The organism is Legionella lansingensis (genome assembly GCF_900187355.1).
Lineage (GTDB): Bacteria > Pseudomonadota > Gammaproteobacteria > Legionellales > Legionellaceae > Tatlockia > Tatlockia lansingensis.
Genome location: NZ_LT906451.1, coordinates 1,582,424 through 1,599,375, shown reverse-complemented (window position 1 = coordinate 1,599,375; position 16,952 = coordinate 1,582,424). Strand labels below are relative to the sequence as shown.

Sequence of the window (16,952 nt, the reverse complement as noted above, 5' to 3'; positions counted from 1 at the left end):
ACATCTCACTCCGTACCTCTGGATACCACGGACTGATCCCGGATCGAGTCCGGGAGCGGTACGTCGAGGTTTCCGTGTGTCAAGAAAAACTTAAGGCTATCGGGGATTCGATTAACGGGAATCCTTAAACCAATACACAAGAATTGACTTCCTGGTGTTCTTTTTGTCCCTTGATTGAGGCAAGTGTTTCTTTACATTGAGTTACAAAACTCTCTTTCAACTCTCTGGTTTTTTTATTGTTCAAGGGCAGGCTTTGCATGGCTGTAATCAAATGCTCTAGGAATGCAGCACATTCTTCATGAGAGTGTTCTTTTTCTTGGACCTCGAATTTACTAACGGTTTTCAGCGGCATTGATTCTAGCTGCTGCTTAAGAGCTGGTTCCATTTGCAGCATCTGTTCAAAATAAGGCGTAATAAAAGGGCTTGCTTTTAATTGTTCTTCTGTGCCGTACCATCTTTCCAAGGCTCTCCTATGCTCTGCAAGGGCTTCAGGATTTAAGAAATCAGCATAACTTTCGATGCCAGCGGGAAAGTTTTTACCTAAATGAAAACGGGGTTTAATATTAATCTCAGAAAAATAAGCTAATAACTCTTTCTCAAATTTTTCAATACCCGGAGCATCTGGGTTGGTTACTATATCAAGTACCAGTACGTGTTCATCCTCGGAATCAGTCGCGGTGGGGGAAAGACCGCCATTTGTTCCCTTAATGTAACGCGTATAGACCGCATAGGTGATAGGGTATTCCCCGTGTTTTCCTGCGGCCTTAACTAACTCATCAATTTTTTGCAGAACAGCAGCGAGTAGAGGTCCCGCCTCATTATCCTTGACTGGCAATAAATAACTCACATCGCGCATGGCTTTTGGGAAAGCAGCCTGGTAATGGGTGATATTATTCTCGTGGTCAATGATAGGTTCTGTACCGCGAGTGCCAGTAATGATTGCTGCGGATAATAAGAGATAAAATGGCATTAATTTTTTGAGTTTGGGGTCTAACAAAAATTCCTGAATTGAATCGCCGACCCTTACGCTTAATTCTTGCGCCAGCGAACGCGCATCAGCTTCGTAAGGAGGATCTTGTACCTTGGTTCTTTCTGCCTCTGAATAATTCCATAATCGAATTTGCCATTTAGCAATGCCATCTACATCACCAACAGGATTTGGTACGCCTATTAAGGTGAAATATTGATTCTCATTCAATAGAGCTCCCAGATGCGGGCCCATTTCTTTAACGTCATCAAAATTATAAACGGTTTCTTGCAGGTTAAAGGCTTCAACGGCTCTAATATTCGCGCTTAAGACTATTCCTAACGCCCCAGAATGAGCGCTACACAACGTGGCAAAATCTTTGTGTTCACGAGTAATTTCACGAATTTCACCATTGTGATCACAGACCCTTAAGCTGATAACCTGATCACTGACAGATCCTTCATCATATCCCGTTCCATTTCCACCAGTCGCGATCAAGCCGATGAAACTCGCCCAGGAAAGCATACTGATGCTCCTTAATGAAGCCCCCAGTTCTCGCAATTTTTGTGCAAGTGTTGCTATTTGTACGCCAGCTTTAACGCACACTTCATAAGCCGGTAGTTTATCTAGAGGATTTTTAGAAAGGGTAGATTTAGGAGGCAGGGTGCCTAACTTTTTCACTGATTGATATTTTTTACTAAAACGGATAATCACGTCAGCCGAGGAGCCTTCTGAAAAAGAAAACGACTCATTATACCGGTGTTCTTGTGTTTTGGCCCAAGGAAAACAACCCCAGGAGCTTTGTGCGTCTTCCCATCCTGCAGTGGCGCGCACGGTTATTTTATGATCAGGATGCTGCTCATTTTGTTTTTTGACTGCTCGCACCACTTCTTGCACTTGCGCTTCATCATCAATCTCTACAACAATCGCTCCAGGTCTTTGTACATTTTCCATGTAGTTTTTCCAGGTTTTGATGTTGTAGCGGATTTTTTGAGTGTTTAGTTCTTTTATAAATGCTGATTTGGATCCCTCTGCCCATGACATGGCTTCGTCCTTGAGTAAAATTAAGTCATCTTTATACTGCCATCTTATTATTTAGAGGTCAACAAAGAGGAATACAGTGCAGATTCTGCAAAAATAGCATACGCTAGTAATGTGCAAGCTTTTTCTCTAGATGACGCTATCAGGGACGAATAAATGAGAAAATACACGGCGATCTTGGTGGCCATAGGATTGTTGTTAAATAATTTAAATCTTGCTCTTGCCGCGAAAAACACCGATAGAGAAATTAAGGAACTGATTCGTTTTCTTACTTCCAGCCAAATTCTTACACTTAGCAAAGATGCTCTATCCATTCCTCTGAGCTTTTATGTGGGTACAACTGAAGACGTAGCAAGATACTTTGGAGACTTTATATGTTCTACTGATGATACATGTAGAGTAATAGATACTTTATATAGCAATCCTTACCCATTTTTGACTAGCCCTTATGTTATTTTAGGCCAAGGCTTGCCGCCGAAAGAAGGTACGGTGCAGCAATGGTTCCAGGCGCAAGCACAAATTGAGCGAACAAACATAAAATATGGGACCGATATTTATCATGCGGCCGTTTGGCAAATTGCTTTGGCATTGGCTTCTAAAAATGATTATTTAAGTACAACCACAGTAAGAAACTTGGTCGCAAATGAATTGGCTTCCATTTCAAATCCGGCAAATCGAGCCACATCTCCGATTTTTAAATATGGATATCAGGTTTCAATTGTTGATCCGCTTAAAGCCTTTACCTTTCGCTTGCTGGCCACCAATTACTACAACAAAGATCCGTTTTTTGGAGGACCATACCAGCAATTCTTCAGCTGGGATTACGATCCTTTTGTGTTGGCAAGAAACGACCCCGAAGGCCATAATCCTGACTTTTTTAAATTTGTTACCACCTGGTCGGATTGGAAACCGCTTACAGGTGAGAATGCTTGGGCGCAATTAATTGGCCCTTTACAAGCAGAGTATGTGTTTACCGAAGGTAAGATCCCCATCGATTCAGCAGCTCTGCAGAATGCAATAAATAGTCTTTTCGCCTTCTCAGCAATGCAGACAGGAACAGGTGCTTTTTATTACGCACCAGGAGGTGTGCAAGATGGTCAAGGGCCCATTCCTCCAGGAGAGGTTTCTCTAGAAGATAATTTTTCGGTATTAGCGGGTTTACAAATTTTACGAGGTATATTAGAAAACACGCAACAAACAACGGAAGTAACTGGTGCTCTGCATCATATTGATATCATGCTAAATGGAGGTATCACGGTAAACGGTTATCAGACACACGGATTACTGAGCTTTCTTTACAACGGATCGTTCGATAGACAAAAAGGGGTATTTTATACGCAAGGTTCGATTAATATTCCCTCTTCACCAGACGATTGGATGCCTGATATCTCAGAAGATCTAACCAGTATGGCCGTTGATGTTAATCTTTGGGGCATTTCTGCTCTCGGAGTGGAAACGGTGGATAAATGGTTTGGAGAAGGTACCGCTCTTAATATATGGAGAATTGTGCGTAATCACGGAGGGTATTTTCAGGATAGCGAATTATGGGGTGTTGGTTACACCTTGAATAATCATACCGATATAGAACCCGAAGATGTTATGTCTGCTGATAATACCGCTAGTGCCATTAACACACTGCGATCCATGATTAATCACTACTCGGCACTTGGAATGGATACCCAAGAGTTAGAAAAAGATTTACGCAGTTTACAGGACAACATTGTTAGCTTACGCTCTGATCAATATTTAGCTGCTGGCTTTGTTGGTGCTACACCGTCAGAGTTTTATATTGAATTACCCAAACAAGCGGGTTTGGCTTATCTTTATGCCAGCAGACGTTTGGATCTTCCTTTCCTCTGGAATGCGAACACCCTAGCTAGCACAAGCGCTACGTCTTGGGTTTTAATTACGAGATTTATCTTTAATCCCTTTCAATATACAGGCAAGTTTGAGGGTGAGGATTATCCCATACCTTTGAGGATAGATATTTTGGATGATAACAATGAACCCGAAGGAAATGCTTTACCCAGAACAGTCCGAGTGGCTTACACCCGAGGTGATTTAGAGCCTGTTAAAAAACTGGTTATCAGTTATAACCTGGATGGTTCTCAAATCAATTGGATTGTTGCAGGCAGTACTTCCTTAAATAGAGGAATAGCTACTCTGCCAAAAGGAGCAGAAGGGATAATGATTAAAAGCGGTTGGGCTAATGCTTGTCAAGTCATACCAGCAATCAACATATGTAAGGATGATAGCTGTCTATCTGTTCATACAATCCAAGCCCGTTGGAGCCCCAATGGAAAAGGGCAGTGTGATCTTGTTGACTAGTAGTAATGGTTACTAATTTATTTTTCCAACAAGTAAATGCAGCGGCCAGTTTATAGTGTGTTTTAAATTTGGCTCCCCCCATGAATCCTGCAATTTATTGATAATTAATTGTATTGGATCTTCTTGATTGTGTAATTGATATTCTTTAACTGCAGACCATGTTTTTAGATAGCCAACTAATTGATTTAAATTCATGTCTTTTTCTATAAAAAAAGAAGGAGTTGGTTCTCGCGTAAATGGAAATGGAATAGTAGTATAAGCATCATCAACATAATGCCGCTCTTTTGGCCAATATTTATTGCCTAATATGCGGTAATAAAGCTCTCCGATTACTTCATCAATAGGTAAATGAAATTTTCCTAAGGTATAACACCAAGCAGCCATATAAGCTGAAGGCTTTGCAACACGCCTAACCTCTTGATAAAACAACTCAAAGTTGAACCAATGCAGCGCTTGCGCTACGGTAATTAAATCCATTGAATTGTCTTGTAAAGGTGTATTCTCAGCCGGACAACAAATGTATTGAATATTTGGATGATTTGCTGCAAATTTTAAAGGCTGCGGATTAATATCAGTAGCAATAACTGTTGAAAAATAATTAGCTAATGCCAAAGCAGCTTGACCATTACCAGTTGCACAGTCCCATACACATCCATTTTCAATAAGTTTTGTAAGATAACGATATAAATCATCAGGATAAGTCGGCCTAAATAATAAATATTGAGCAGAGTCTTGATTAAAATGATCTACATAATCCATTGCGACATTCTCTTGCTAAAATTATAAATTAAAATTAAGTAACGAACATTGCTATTGTTGTATTTTAGTTCATTCTTTCAATGGTCTATTGAAAAATGGCCAAAGTTGACAGCTGCCTATGTGAGTATTTTGAAGGATTATTTTAGTTCAAGATACGCCAAAGACAGTCATTCGGGGAAGGGGGTAGTTACCTCCATTGTAGTCGCAGCACCATTGGCTCTGATGCCGGGATTATACATGGATTCTGCAATGATGGCTGGAACTTGATAATGACCAACATTTGTTGCTTTTATGCGATAGACCAGTTGTTTGGCACTTGAATCCGCACTTGTAAAGAAGATAACTCGATCTTCTCGAATATCAACATAATCCAAGTTCTCACTATGGACTGAATCACGCACAACCTCAAATCCTCCAGGCAAAAGATCAACAATTGCAACGTTACTTAAGTAACGATCATCCAAAGCTCGTAGCTGGATATGAACTTCAATCTCACTTCCCAAGGTTGTGCTATTCACTACATTGTCTTTGCTGTCTCGATACTCTCTATAGATCTCTAACCCTTTTCCTGTTGCTTCTGTAGGGACTTTCTTGTCAAAACCAGCTTGTATGAGTTGATAGAAAAAGGTTAGTTGATTGGGATTATTGAAACTGACTTGTTTGACATCCTCATCAATACTCGCTTTTCCGTAGCTGCTGTCTGACATTGTCAAGATCTTAGCCGTGTTATCGCTAAGTATCTCGCTGATAGAAAAGCTAGCCACCTCTGCCGGTATCGCTTGGTCATAAGCACTTAAAGCCAAACTAATATAGGCGGAAAGAATCGTATTAATTTCATCAGTATTAATGGCGGAAACCAGTCGTGGCAAAACCTGATTACCGACTTTAGCTAAGCGTTCTGGAAAATGCTTTGCAATCAAATAAAGGTATTGCGCATTAGCAATATTGCTATCATAAAAATCGGTAGTGGATAAAGGTTGGGTGTCTATCTTAAATTTATCAATCAGCTGATTGGCTTCCGCAAAACTTTTTAATAATTGATAAGTTGCAGCGATATAGGCCCCGGTAATATCTTGTTGCCATTTCTGCGGTTGTTCTTTATCCAAATAGAGTTGCAAATTGGTTAGATAGTTTGTCGTTACAATCTCATTTCGCGTCAAAATATAAATCGCATAAGCCTGAACGCGAGCTGTATCAAAGTCAGCAGGATTTTGAGCGGCTAAGTCTCTAAGATAGCCAAGACCGCCACTGAAAACATCATTCGGTACAATATAACCTTGTGCTCTGGCTTCGGTTAGAAAGTGCATGGCGTAAACTGAGGAGAAGTTAGTGCTGTAATTACTTCCTCCACCAGGCCAGTAACTGAAACCACCATTGGACATTTGCCTTTGGCCTAACATTTGAATCGTGGTCATCACCTTATCACTAATGGCTTCTATGTCTTTAGCGAACCAAGGCTGATTGGCCATTGCCAACAACGGTAGTGCCTTACTTGTCAGTTGTTCGGTACACCCATACGGAAAGGTGGTCAGGTATTGCTGCAAACCAGAAACCAAAATCATAGGACTCGTCGACAAAGCGGCAGTGACAGTGCGGTATTCAGGATACAACTGTCGATCAGGCGCAAGCAATTTTTTGCTGTCTTTGCTGCTACCACTGATTATATCTGTAATAAAAGCGCTTGCAGGTCGAACGCTAAGCGTAGAATCCATCGTGCTGGATTTGTCACCCATTTGCGCAACCAAAGTCATTTTTGCGGAACCTAAAGACGAATTCGCTTTCAGCTTAAACCGCACCGTTTGTTCTTGGCCTTCGGGAATAGTTAGGGAATCATTGCTTTCGCCAATAATTTCTAACGAAGGGCTGGTTGTTAATTCTACGGCCACCTTCGCGTTAGAACCTGAGCCTTGAACATTATTAGCAACACTTGCTGTAATCTCAAACGTATCGCCTGGTGCGACAAAGGTCGGAGTATTGGGGTTAATAACAAAATTTCCGCGAATTTGAGATTTTTTCTCGGCTGCACCTACGGAGTCAGAGGCAACAGCAACAGCCATCACTCGCAATGTGCCATTGAAATAGTCAGGCACATTGTAGGTAAGCTGGCGTGGTGTGGCGTCGGTATCAATAATGCCTGACCAATAAGCAACCGGTAAATCCGTTTTGCGTTTGAACGGATTCAAATGCTTCGATAATAATTCTTCGCCACCGTCACCACCAACGGCTGAAAGCTCTCGCTCTTTAATAAATTGAGGCAAAATTTGATCGACTGTTTGCTGAGTTAAGACTTCTAATGCTCTCTTTTGGAAAAAGAAAGAAAGCGGATCTGGTGTTGCATAATTAGCAACCTGTAATATGCCTTCATCGACAGCAAATACAATGATTTTACCAGGTTTGTCGCTATTGTAATTAATAACAAAAGGTTCTCCCGGTCTCGCTAATTCAGGAGTGCTCAAATGAATATGAATATTATGATTGTCATGATCGACACTGAAAGGGGTGACATTGTAGCTAAGAGGGCTCAAGTAAATATCAGGTGAATTCCAATCACGCACAAAAGCCACATTCACATAGCCATTGCCTTGAAAATCTTCAGGAATATGAATTCGTTGCACTGAGCTGGTCATGCTTGTTTTAAACCATTGAGTGGCATAAACCTTATCGCGCTCAATCGTGATTAATCCAGCTCCAGTGTAAGGTGCCGTAATTTGTAGCTCAATATCTTCACCTGCTCGATACGCGTTCTTGTTTAACTTAACGCTTAGTTCTGCATTTTTAGCAAGAGGCTGTTGGCTCGCACCCACCACGGTGAATTTAATGTGACTTAGTTCGGTATTATTCTGATCCAGAATATTCACGGCAAAGTCGCCAATTTGCTGCGTAGGCAATGCAAAATCAGTCCCGCTTTCATTAATAGTAAACGGTACAGTACTCACCACGGTTGATTGGACGATTGACTGATACTCATAAGTGCCATTGGGTTTTTTCACCAGAGTACTAACTGGATGCAATGAAACGAGTTGTAATTTCAGATCTGTTACTTCCAGGGATTCTAATTGTGGATTTACCGCAAGCAAATTGACACAACGCTTGCTATTTTGTTTTATGTAACTCAGATCACCATCAGGCTTATACCCTACAAAATAGGACAGAGGACTCACCAGTATTGTGGACTGTGTGGCAACGCTTCGACCACCTTCCGCTTCAAAACCCTCCCCAAAAAAAGTCAATTGGTAAGTGGCTTTGTCAAAACGCTCCAAATTTAGTTTAAATTCAGCTTCACCTCGCTCATTGGTTTTCACATCAGCTAGGTTATCGGTAAAGACTCGAGATGGTTTCTTGGGATCACTAAGGGGATCAGCAAAAATGTAATCAGGGTATTTTTTGAAAGCTACTCGTTGTGGAGCAAGTAAAATCTTACCACTAACGCGTCTATCGACCGCTGGAGCACCATATAAGTTCCAGAGTTGAATTTTCGCAGTTAGGTCTTTGGGACTCACCCAGCCCTCAGTTGGGCCTTGAGAAAAGCTTGATTTAATACGCATGCGATCAGGTTGAAACTCGGCAACACGAATCGAGGTAGAGCCTAACAAACTCTCAGGGTGTTTATCCTTAACAATATAAAGATTAATCAGATATTGTCCGGTGGGCGATGTAGGATTAGTTCCTAAGTCAAAAGAGGCATATCCTGTAGAATCCAGAGTAAATTTTTCATCACGGATGGTGGTGCCACGGGGATCGGAGACGATAGCTTCAAGCAACAGTCCCGCTGGCTGCGGTTGAGCATACGTTTGCTTAACGATCATACCAATATGGGCAGTATCCCCTGGTCGATAGATACCACGATCAGAGAATAGGTAGGCACTTAAGTTATGTTGATCCTGGTAATTGCTATAAACACCACCAATGTCATAACGGGAATAATTCAATTGACGATTTGGATTATTGTAAGGAATGAAAGAAACATCGCTTCCTAAACTTGCAAGATAGACTACTGGTTCACGCTCATCAATAAAGTCAGTGAGTGCAGGGAAATTAGCGCGCCCCTGGGCATCTGTTGCATAAGTTAAAAGCGGAAGGCCATTTTTACCCAAAACAGTTACATTTACATTTGCCAGAGGCAAACCATCAGTGATTGACTGCACAAATACGTCATGACTGCCATCACGATTATCCTTAACGACTAATCCTAAGTCGGTGATTAAAATTAGGCGGCTTGCTTTTGCATCCAAGGGAACATTATTTGTTGTGTCCCATCCTGTTGCCTGTAACAGAAACAATCCTTGAGGTCCAGCCGTATTCGCACTTGCCGCAAGGTATTTGCTAAAGTCTAGGGCGGTATATTGTTGCTTGGTTAAGTCCGAAGCATCAAATGGTTGAATTTCAGAGAATATCTGACTGATATTTTGTTGGTTAAAGCTCTGGTTAATAAAATAAGGGTTATTAAAATCGCCTTGAGTCTGCGTAATCAATTGGTTTACGTTTGTGGGTAAAACCCTGGCGAAATCAAACTTGACAGATGGAAGTCCACGCACGAGAACGGATAGTTTTTTCTCACTATTCAAGGCGAGTAGGGCGCCTTTATGAAGAAAACTGATTTCTTTCGGGTATTCAGGTACTTTGATGATGGTGGCGTAATCATTGGTTAACTCAAAGCCACCAAACCCACGCGCTCCCTTATCCAATTTAAGATAAATATAACGTGGGGTTTGCGCGTTAAATTTGTAGCTATGCAACGTTGCAAAATTTCTATCAGCGGGAATGGTTTGCATGGACAGAGGCGTAGACAGCTTCAAGATACTTGCTGAAACTTCCCCAGGATTTTGCCATTCATAATTCTTTTTTTCTTCCGAAGCCACGGTTGCAGGATAATTTTCCGGTAATAAATAGACATGAAGAGACTTCTTAAGTTCGGCTTCGGTTACACCCAATGACGTTTCTAAAGCTAATACCTGTTCTGGTCTATCCTGCTCATTACGAATAATCGAAGCTGTCGCGGCAGTGACTTTGAAATAATTTCCGACATCAGGAATTAAAAGGTTCTTGCTTACAGACGTGCTCGTTTTTCCAGGCCCTTTTAAGGCCTTCAATCCTTCATTAATTGTTAGAGCCAGGTAACGAGATACTTTGGGTAAAGAAAGGTTTTCAGAACGTAAATAAGCGATACGTTTATGCTCATCAAACGTCACATTATACTTAAAATGCTGTGCATTTAAGTCGAGTTTTCCATGTTTCAAAGCCTGAAATATTAAAGAGGTCTTGTTTTCAAGACTTGTAGGGTCAACTGGAAAATTGAAATTGATGGTAGCAACGGCCTGTCTTACGTTGGGATTGACTGGATCCTGATAAAAAGAAAATTCACTTATTTTTGCCTCAAAAGGTTGGGTTGAGAAAGAGTAATCGTAACCCTCAAATTTTGTTCCTGGAGCAAAAAAGTTTTTGGCGAAATGAATACGATAGGTTTGCGAAGCCGGCCAGTCTTCCTCCGGAGTAAATATCAAGCGGTTGTCATTTTCCCAATACCATTTGCCTTTTATAGCCGGGCTAATCTCGATTCCTTCAGTAACTTCTTTACCAATTTGATTAAGTGGAGCGACTGATTTTGGGGTAAAATTGCTTTCGGAATCCTCTTCGGAGTTAGCGTCATTCCCGATGTTAGAAGCAGTATCTTGTGAATGATCTATGCCAAAATTAATAGCAACAATATCTGGCACAAATTTATCATCTTCAATGGGTGTAATTTTAGGTGCAGTAATCACTGCAGTTATTAATTGCGGTTTGGGCAAACTCTTGTACCAACAATAGCCATAACCTGCAGCAAAAAATAAGATGACAATAGCAGCAAAACTTCCCCAGAATGTTTTTGGACGCGCATCGGCTTGACGGCGTAAATAGGAAATCCAGGGTGGGCTGGTCCAGCGTAAACGACCAAAAAAAAGAGCAAAAAAAGCGCCAATAGCAACAAAAGGTTGGGAAAGCTGTTTTTTGTTCATATAATAATCCAACGTGGCATTAAACCGTCATGCGTAATGAGGACAAATTTTTCGAGAGTGCTATCAAGTGTGTCATCACTTTGTCAGCGGGGATCCATCCTGATTAAAGCTTCATGCATTTTCTTAAGTCAAGTAAATAACATGTCTTAATTTATAAGGTGATATGGAATGTTCCATACCAGTCTCACGAGAATAATTCTCAAGAATTATCCTGATTGCGAGGTCAGTATAAGGCTTTTTCCAAAGGGATTCAAATAGTAAATTGCGCACATTATGAACATGTATCGCCCAAACCTCTGTTTACTATAATTTTAGATAGAGAATATAGTAGTAAAGGTGATAATGTGGGGCGCTGTCATTGTATTTTTCGTGTTGATGAATCGCTTGATGAAGAGCAAATAAAGCAATTACTTCTTGCTCATCCCTATAAACTTGTAGTTAAAAAAAATAATGATAGGTTAACTGCATTTTTGAAAGTGGATTCGCATTAAAATTCCATAGTTTTAATCTTGAACGCGTAGAAAAAGAAAATACCGAATTACTAGAACTTCCTCAAGAATGTATATTTGGCCTTCAAGGGGCCTGGTCTGATCCTGATAGCACAAGTCCAGGGCAATATGTTTGAGACTGATATTGACGACTCCGGGTACACCTTATTCCTACCGATAAATCAACCCAAGGCAATCGTAATTTGGGTTTATGGAGGCAGCACACCAAATGAGCCGAATATCCTTACAGGCAAATTAAAAGACATTGACTTATATTTGCTCAAAGAAGGGATTGCCGTAAGTTATTTAAATACCCCTGAACGAAAACTTTATCCATCAGTCACTGTTAATCAATTAGAGGCTTCACAAAAGGGACAAGCAGCAGTAAATAAACCATCACTTGCTTTGTAAAGCAAATTAAGGAGAATCCAGGTGCCCTCCACGAAAAATGTAACGTTCTGCAAGATGTCCCTATTTTTTTGATGGGATTTAGTTTTGGCGGGGGCACAGTTTTGCGTTACAAACAATTGTGTGATAACCCTCATATTCATGGTTTTATAAGTATCAATGGTGCTCTTTCTCTTGAAAAAATAAAATTACATGAGCGCAAAATAATGTCAGACCGTTGGACGAATCCAGCTAATGAAGCGATGAGCTGGTTATCACCTACCATCTATTATGTAAATACACTTTTTAAACGTGGACATGATACGTTTAAAAGCATTGTAGAGGCCGATATTGAGAGATTGGATGAATTAGTTTCTTCTGGTCAACCCAGCGAAAATTTTGAGAAATATCTTACCCTCTATTTATATTTTTCTATTTCCAATTCACAATATTTCTTAGAGTGTGATAGAATTCAAAAGATTGTGGAAATAGTTAAAAATAGTAAGGAAGCTCTCACGTGTTTTCTGACTATTTATCAAAATATAGATTCTATTCTGAATGAGCAATCTTATATTTGATTGAAAATTTATATATCTGTGTCCCCAAACTTATTCCAACAGATGTTTATAACCAGGAAGAATTCTTACAATTTAAAGAACAAGCGATGAAAAAATTTTCTCAAGTAATCATTAAATTAGAAGAGGCCCATAAAAAGCCAAGTCAACCTGCTAGCTCATTCAAGTAACTAGTACCGCTTTAACGCTCATGAAAAAATTTTTAAAGCAAATTAGCATCATTTTTGCAATAATTTTTATTAGCGGGGGATTATTTTTATATTTCTCGCCTAAGCCACCTTTATTAAGTGGGATTAGTTTTTCTACAGCTGTTTATGACGAGCAACATCACTTGTTGCGTCTTACGTTAAGTCACGATGATAAATATCGGTTATATACGCCCCTGTCTCAGATTGCTCCAGAACTGATTTCTGCAACATTATTGCAAGAAGATCAGTATTTTTATTGGCATTACGGCATTAATCCTTTTGCTATGTTCAAAGCAGGGTGGCAAACATATGTTATCAAATCGCGTCGTGTCGGTGCTTCTACAATTACTATGCAACTTGCTCGTATTCGTTATGGTATTAATTCTAAAAAATTATCAGGGAAGCTGTTACAAATTATTCGAGCTCTACAACTTGAACGACACTATAGCAAAAAGCAAATCCTAGAGGCTTATTTGAATCTTGCTCCTTATGGTGGGAACATTGAAGGAGTGAGTGCAGCCTCACTGATTTATTTTGATAAACCGCCAGCTAAGCTCAGCTTATCAGAAGCACTAACATTGAGTGTGATCCCGCAAAATCCTGCTAAACGGACCCCCGGTAATGACAGCTTAAAAGACAGTCGCAATAAGCTTTTTATGCGTTGGTTAGAAGACCACCCTAAAGATATTGATAAACGAATTGCAATCAATTTGCCTTTAGCAATGAGAAACTCAAGTAATATACCCTTTATTGCCCCACATATGGTGTACTCGGTTCTCAACAATTTTGAGCTGAAAACTCAGAGCGTAGTGACAACACTGGATGTGCGTTTTCAACACATTCTTTCACGGATTACACGACATTATATCAATAGGAAAAAATATCTTGGCGTTTATAATGCCTCTGTTCTACTGGTTGATACACGCGATATGGGAGTTAAGGGTATGGTAGGTTCTATTGATTTCTTTAATAAAGAAATTAACGGACAAATCAATGGCACGAACACAAAGCGCTCTCCGGGATCTACTCTAAAACCCTTTGTTTATGGCTTGGCTTTTGACCAAGGATTAATTCACCCTAATACTGTGCTAAAGGATGTGCCTCACAGCTTTGGAAGTTACAATCCAGAAAATTTTGATTATGAATTCATGGGACCGATTAAAGCCAAAGATGCCTTAATCCTAAGTCGTAATATCCCTGCTATTTATCTTGCTAGTCAATTGACCCATCCAAGTTTGCATCAATTCTTGGTGGATGCTCAAGTAAGCCATTTGAGACCCGAATCTTACTATGGTTTAGCGTTGACTCTAGGCGGTGCGGAACTAACAATGCAGGAATTAACAACGTTGTATGCTATGTTGGTTAACAAAGGGATTTGGCATCCATTACGTATGCGCACGGATGAGCCCGCTGATGCTGGTGAACGTTTACTAAGCCCAGAAGCAAGTTTTTTAGTATTGGATATTCTCAAGGACACGCCGCGACCTGAAGGTCATGCTATATCGTCGCATCATCAAGCCTTGCCTATTTACTGGAAAACGGGAACGTCTTCGGGTTATCGTGATGCCTGGTCTGTCGGTGCCTTTGGACCTTATGTTCTCGCCGTATGGATTGGTAACTTTGATAATAAAAGTAACCCTGCGTTTGTGGGGAAAAACATTGCAGCCCCTCTCTTTTTTGAGCTTATTGAGGCCATTCAACAGGAAAAAGGGCCGATACCTGGGATAGAGCAACACCCCGAGCATCTTCATCTGGAACATGTTGACGTTTGTAAAGCATCAGGAATGCTGCCAACACGTTATTGTCAAGATACAGAAATGACCTGGTTTATTCCTGGGAAATCTCCGATTAAATCCGATACAATCTATCGCGAAGTGGCTATTGATAAAAATACTGGACTTAGAACGTGCCATTTTAATGAGAATACTCGTTTTGAGGTTTATGAATTTTGGCCAACTGATTTGCTCAAAATTTTTAAGCAAGCAGGGATTCAGCGACGTGTTCCACCTCCCTATGAGTCAAGGTGTTCAACCATTGGCAATCTTGGTTTAAGTCCACAAATTACCTCACCACAAACCGAGTTGAGCTATATTATTCGCGTTAACTCTGACCAAAAAACCAAGATTCCTTTAACTGCGGTTACCGATGCGGATATCCAATATATTTATTGGTTTATCAACGAGAGTTTTATCGCCAAAACCCGTCCTGATAAACCTTTTTTATGGGAGGCTCACCCAGGTAAATTTATCGTCAGAGTGGTTGATGACCACGGGCTATCTGATGCACGAGAGGTAGTGATTCAAATGGGGTAGGGAAGAATCTCTCAAGATTGAGGAGATTCTTTGCTGCTTCAGAGTGACAAGAATCATGTTATCCCTTTAGAAAATCATGCGTAGCCAATTGATAGGTATTCAAAAAATCATCCTGAATAACAGTGGCCTTGTTATTGATAGCTTTTAACTCACTATCCTGCTGTAAAATCCCCGTACGATACTGCCAACCAGCGGGTAATTTTAGTTTTGAAGCCAGGTTCGCTAAACTTTCCATGGTTTGTGGTTGCTTTTCGATGCTATATGATTGCATAACAAAAACCTGTCCTTTAGGATCAATAAGCTCATAAACAGGCTTTCCTGCTTTATATACCCAAGTCGTTTGCCGATCCACTGTATGTTCGCGATAGAGTTTAGAGCTAGTCAATAAATCAGATAGTCTGATTTTTAAAATCCCTGCTTCGCGCATTGCCAAGCCAGAAATTATTTTTTGTTCAGGATTTACTAACCTGGAATCGGTTAATCCATCGATAACCCAATAGCGTGGACCATTTAATTTTACAAAAGAAGCACCTGTTTCGCCTTTAACTGAGCTAACCGTGATCTTATCCCATAGACTTTCAGGGCAATCATTCAGTCCTATCGTGTTGTAAACAGACAGGCTGGTTGTATCTTTGGAAATAAGAATTTCGCAATAGCGTGAACCTCTCAAGCCATTAAGTTGACCGGCGTGTGCGCATATAGGAAAAAATAAGACGGCAGAGATTAAAGAAGTTTTAACCAAAGAGCTAAATCTGCTCAAATTAAGTCCTTTTAACATGAAATCTCCTGAAAATAATATGAAAAACAAAATATACTATCCTAATTGGTTTTTACTCAACAACCCTCTACGAGTATAATCTTAGGATACGTCCCTAACGTCTTTTTAGGGATGCACCTAATGTCTTACCTCATGCTCTCCTTTATCTTTTTGGAGAGTTCTATTTTTCATTCTTCAAAGGATTGATTATGAAATTACTACTGATTACTTCGTGTATGGCTTTCTCTTTATCGGTCACTGCTGCGTCTATGAATGAACATGAGAACATTTTTATTCAAAATATCAAGACTCCAAAACATACCATCATCAAGCAACAGACCAATGTGCAAATGATTTTTAAGAATCCGGCATTAATGGTTAGGACCACAGAATATCCCACACAAATTGTACGGGTAGGTGGTGAACTTGACAATTCAACCTTAACTTGTGATGAGGTCGAGAAGGAAATCGACTCGTTTTTCTCAAATCAAATAAAGCATGATTTATTCTATTACAATACCTTAATCATGTGTGGGTATGATCCTAAGACCAACTATGCTATCAGATATAGCATTCAAAGTTATTTTGATCCGCTGAACGATAAAGGTATTGAGTACTTGCAATCTTATCTTGCAGAACACAACGGCAAAATGCTATTAGGTTGGCCTTTTTATGTGGAAGATGCTCAAGGAGTGGTGGTATCGATGAGCATGAATGCCGGTAGAAAAAATGGTCATAATGACTCTACAATGCTGGTTTTACGCCATGATAATGCCAATCATTATTTTGCAAACAATTATCAGCTTCTCAAGGAGTTAGTCGCCGATATTCATCAACGTTATAACAGTAACAATCCAGAGTTAATTTTACCTTTTCTGGATCGATGGTTTTTTTCTTTCGCAGGTATGGTATATGAACGGATTTTAAAAAATTCGACCTATACGGAGCTTCAGCCTGAGCGCATTTTTCTGATGGAAAAAGAGCCCAAAATTTTTAGTTCGGCACTAAAGTACTATTTTGCAAATCATTGCAGCAAATATCCTAATAAACATTGCCTATAATGTGAAAAAGTAATTTAAGCAATTTGGCTTTAGCTAGGGTTAGTTTGTATTAGGGCATAAAATAATAATCATGCATACATTGTGATAACAATGTAT

At 40.0% G+C, this 16,952-nt stretch carries 10 protein-coding genes; 6 read left to right on the top strand and 4 right to left on the bottom strand.

The features are described 5' to 3' along the window. Positions 1-124: 124 nt before the first annotated feature. A complete protein-coding gene (locus CKV79_RS07210) occupies positions 125-2,011 on the bottom strand; it encodes an FAD-binding protein (RefSeq protein WP_028372992.1) in 1,887 nt (628 codons plus the stop codon). Positions 2,012-2,164: 153 nt separating this feature from the next. Here CKV79_RS07210 and CKV79_RS07205 point away from each other — a divergent pair, with 153 nt between their 5' ends. Next, complete coding sequence (locus CKV79_RS07205) at positions 2,165-4,336, top strand: hypothetical protein (protein WP_028372993.1); 2,172 nt, start codon at positions 2,165-2,167, stop codon at positions 4,334-4,336. A 12-nt stretch (positions 4,337-4,348) separates the two neighbouring features. Here CKV79_RS07205 and CKV79_RS07200 read toward each other — a convergent pair whose 3' ends face one another. Continuing rightward, the gene (locus CKV79_RS07200) at positions 4,349-5,095 is read right to left on the bottom strand and encodes a class I SAM-dependent methyltransferase (protein ID WP_028372994.1); all 747 of its coding nucleotides are present in this window, start codon (positions 5,093-5,095) and stop codon (positions 4,349-4,351) included. A 167-nt stretch (positions 5,096-5,262) separates the two neighbouring features. Beyond that, positions 5,263-11,088: an alpha-2-macroglobulin gene (locus CKV79_RS07195; protein WP_028372995.1), complete on the bottom strand. Its 5,826-nt coding sequence runs from the start codon at positions 11,086-11,088 to the stop codon at positions 5,263-5,265. Between the two features lie 344 nt (positions 11,089-11,432). Between CKV79_RS07195 and CKV79_RS13805 the strand changes: the two genes are divergently transcribed. The 4 genes from CKV79_RS13805 to pbpC all read left to right on the top strand — a co-directional run bounded on the left by CKV79_RS13805 (position 11,433) and on the right by pbpC (position 15,038). Beyond that, the gene (locus tag CKV79_RS13805; RefSeq protein WP_154660304.1) at positions 11,433-11,579 is read left to right on the top strand and encodes a hypothetical protein; all 147 of its coding nucleotides are present in this window, start codon (positions 11,433-11,435) and stop codon (positions 11,577-11,579) included. 126 nt (positions 11,580-11,705) lie between these two features. After that, positions 11,706-11,987 (top strand): hypothetical protein, encoded by a 282-nt coding sequence (locus CKV79_RS07185; RefSeq protein WP_131796097.1) that lies wholly within the window; start codon positions 11,706-11,708, stop codon positions 11,985-11,987. Between the two features lie 71 nt (positions 11,988-12,058). After that, a complete protein-coding gene (locus CKV79_RS07180) occupies positions 12,059-12,541 on the top strand; it encodes a hypothetical protein (RefSeq protein WP_028372998.1) in 483 nt (160 codons plus the stop codon). Positions 12,542-12,728: 187 nt separating this feature from the next. Continuing rightward, complete coding sequence (gene pbpC / locus CKV79_RS07175; protein WP_028372999.1) at positions 12,729-15,038, top strand: penicillin-binding protein 1C; 2,310 nt, start codon at positions 12,729-12,731, stop codon at positions 15,036-15,038. 58 nt (positions 15,039-15,096) lie between these two features. Here the strand turns inward: pbpC and CKV79_RS07170 are convergent, their stop codons facing one another. Next, the gene (locus tag CKV79_RS07170) at positions 15,097-15,816 is read right to left on the bottom strand and encodes a YggN family protein (RefSeq protein ID WP_051546127.1); all 720 of its coding nucleotides are present in this window, start codon (positions 15,814-15,816) and stop codon (positions 15,097-15,099) included. Between the two features lie 188 nt (positions 15,817-16,004). On the opposite strand from CKV79_RS07170, the gene CKV79_RS07165 reads away from it, so the two are divergent. Next, entirely contained in the window at positions 16,005-16,856 is an 852-nt protein-coding gene (locus CKV79_RS07165) for an Lpg0189 family type II secretion system effector (protein WP_028373001.1), read from the top strand. Positions 16,857-16,952: the final 96 nt, after the last annotated feature.

Coding starts and splice junctions, on each gene's coding strand:
- CKV79_RS07185 (WP_131796097.1), top strand. CDS start 11,706: ATGTTTGAGACTGATATTGACGACTCCGGGTACACCTTATTCCTACCG.
- CKV79_RS07170 (WP_051546127.1), bottom strand. CDS start 15,816: ATGTTAAAAGGACTTAATTTGAGCAGATTTAGCTCTTTGGTTAAAACT.
- CKV79_RS07200 (WP_028372994.1), bottom strand. CDS start 5,095: ATGGATTATGTAGATCATTTTAATCAAGACTCTGCTCAATATTTATTA.
- CKV79_RS07165 (WP_028373001.1), top strand. CDS start 16,005: ATGAAATTACTACTGATTACTTCGTGTATGGCTTTCTCTTTATCGGTC.
- CKV79_RS07205 (WP_028372993.1), top strand. CDS start 2,165: ATGAGAAAATACACGGCGATCTTGGTGGCCATAGGATTGTTGTTAAAT.
- CKV79_RS07180 (WP_028372998.1), top strand. CDS start 12,059: ATGGGATTTAGTTTTGGCGGGGGCACAGTTTTGCGTTACAAACAATTG.
- CKV79_RS07195 (WP_028372995.1), bottom strand. CDS start 11,088: ATGAACAAAAAACAGCTTTCCCAACCTTTTGTTGCTATTGGCGCTTTT.
- CKV79_RS07210 (WP_028372992.1), bottom strand. CDS start 2,011: ATGTCATGGGCAGAGGGATCCAAATCAGCATTTATAAAAGAACTAAAC.
- pbpC (WP_028372999.1), top strand. CDS start 12,729: ATGAAAAAATTTTTAAAGCAAATTAGCATCATTTTTGCAATAATTTTT.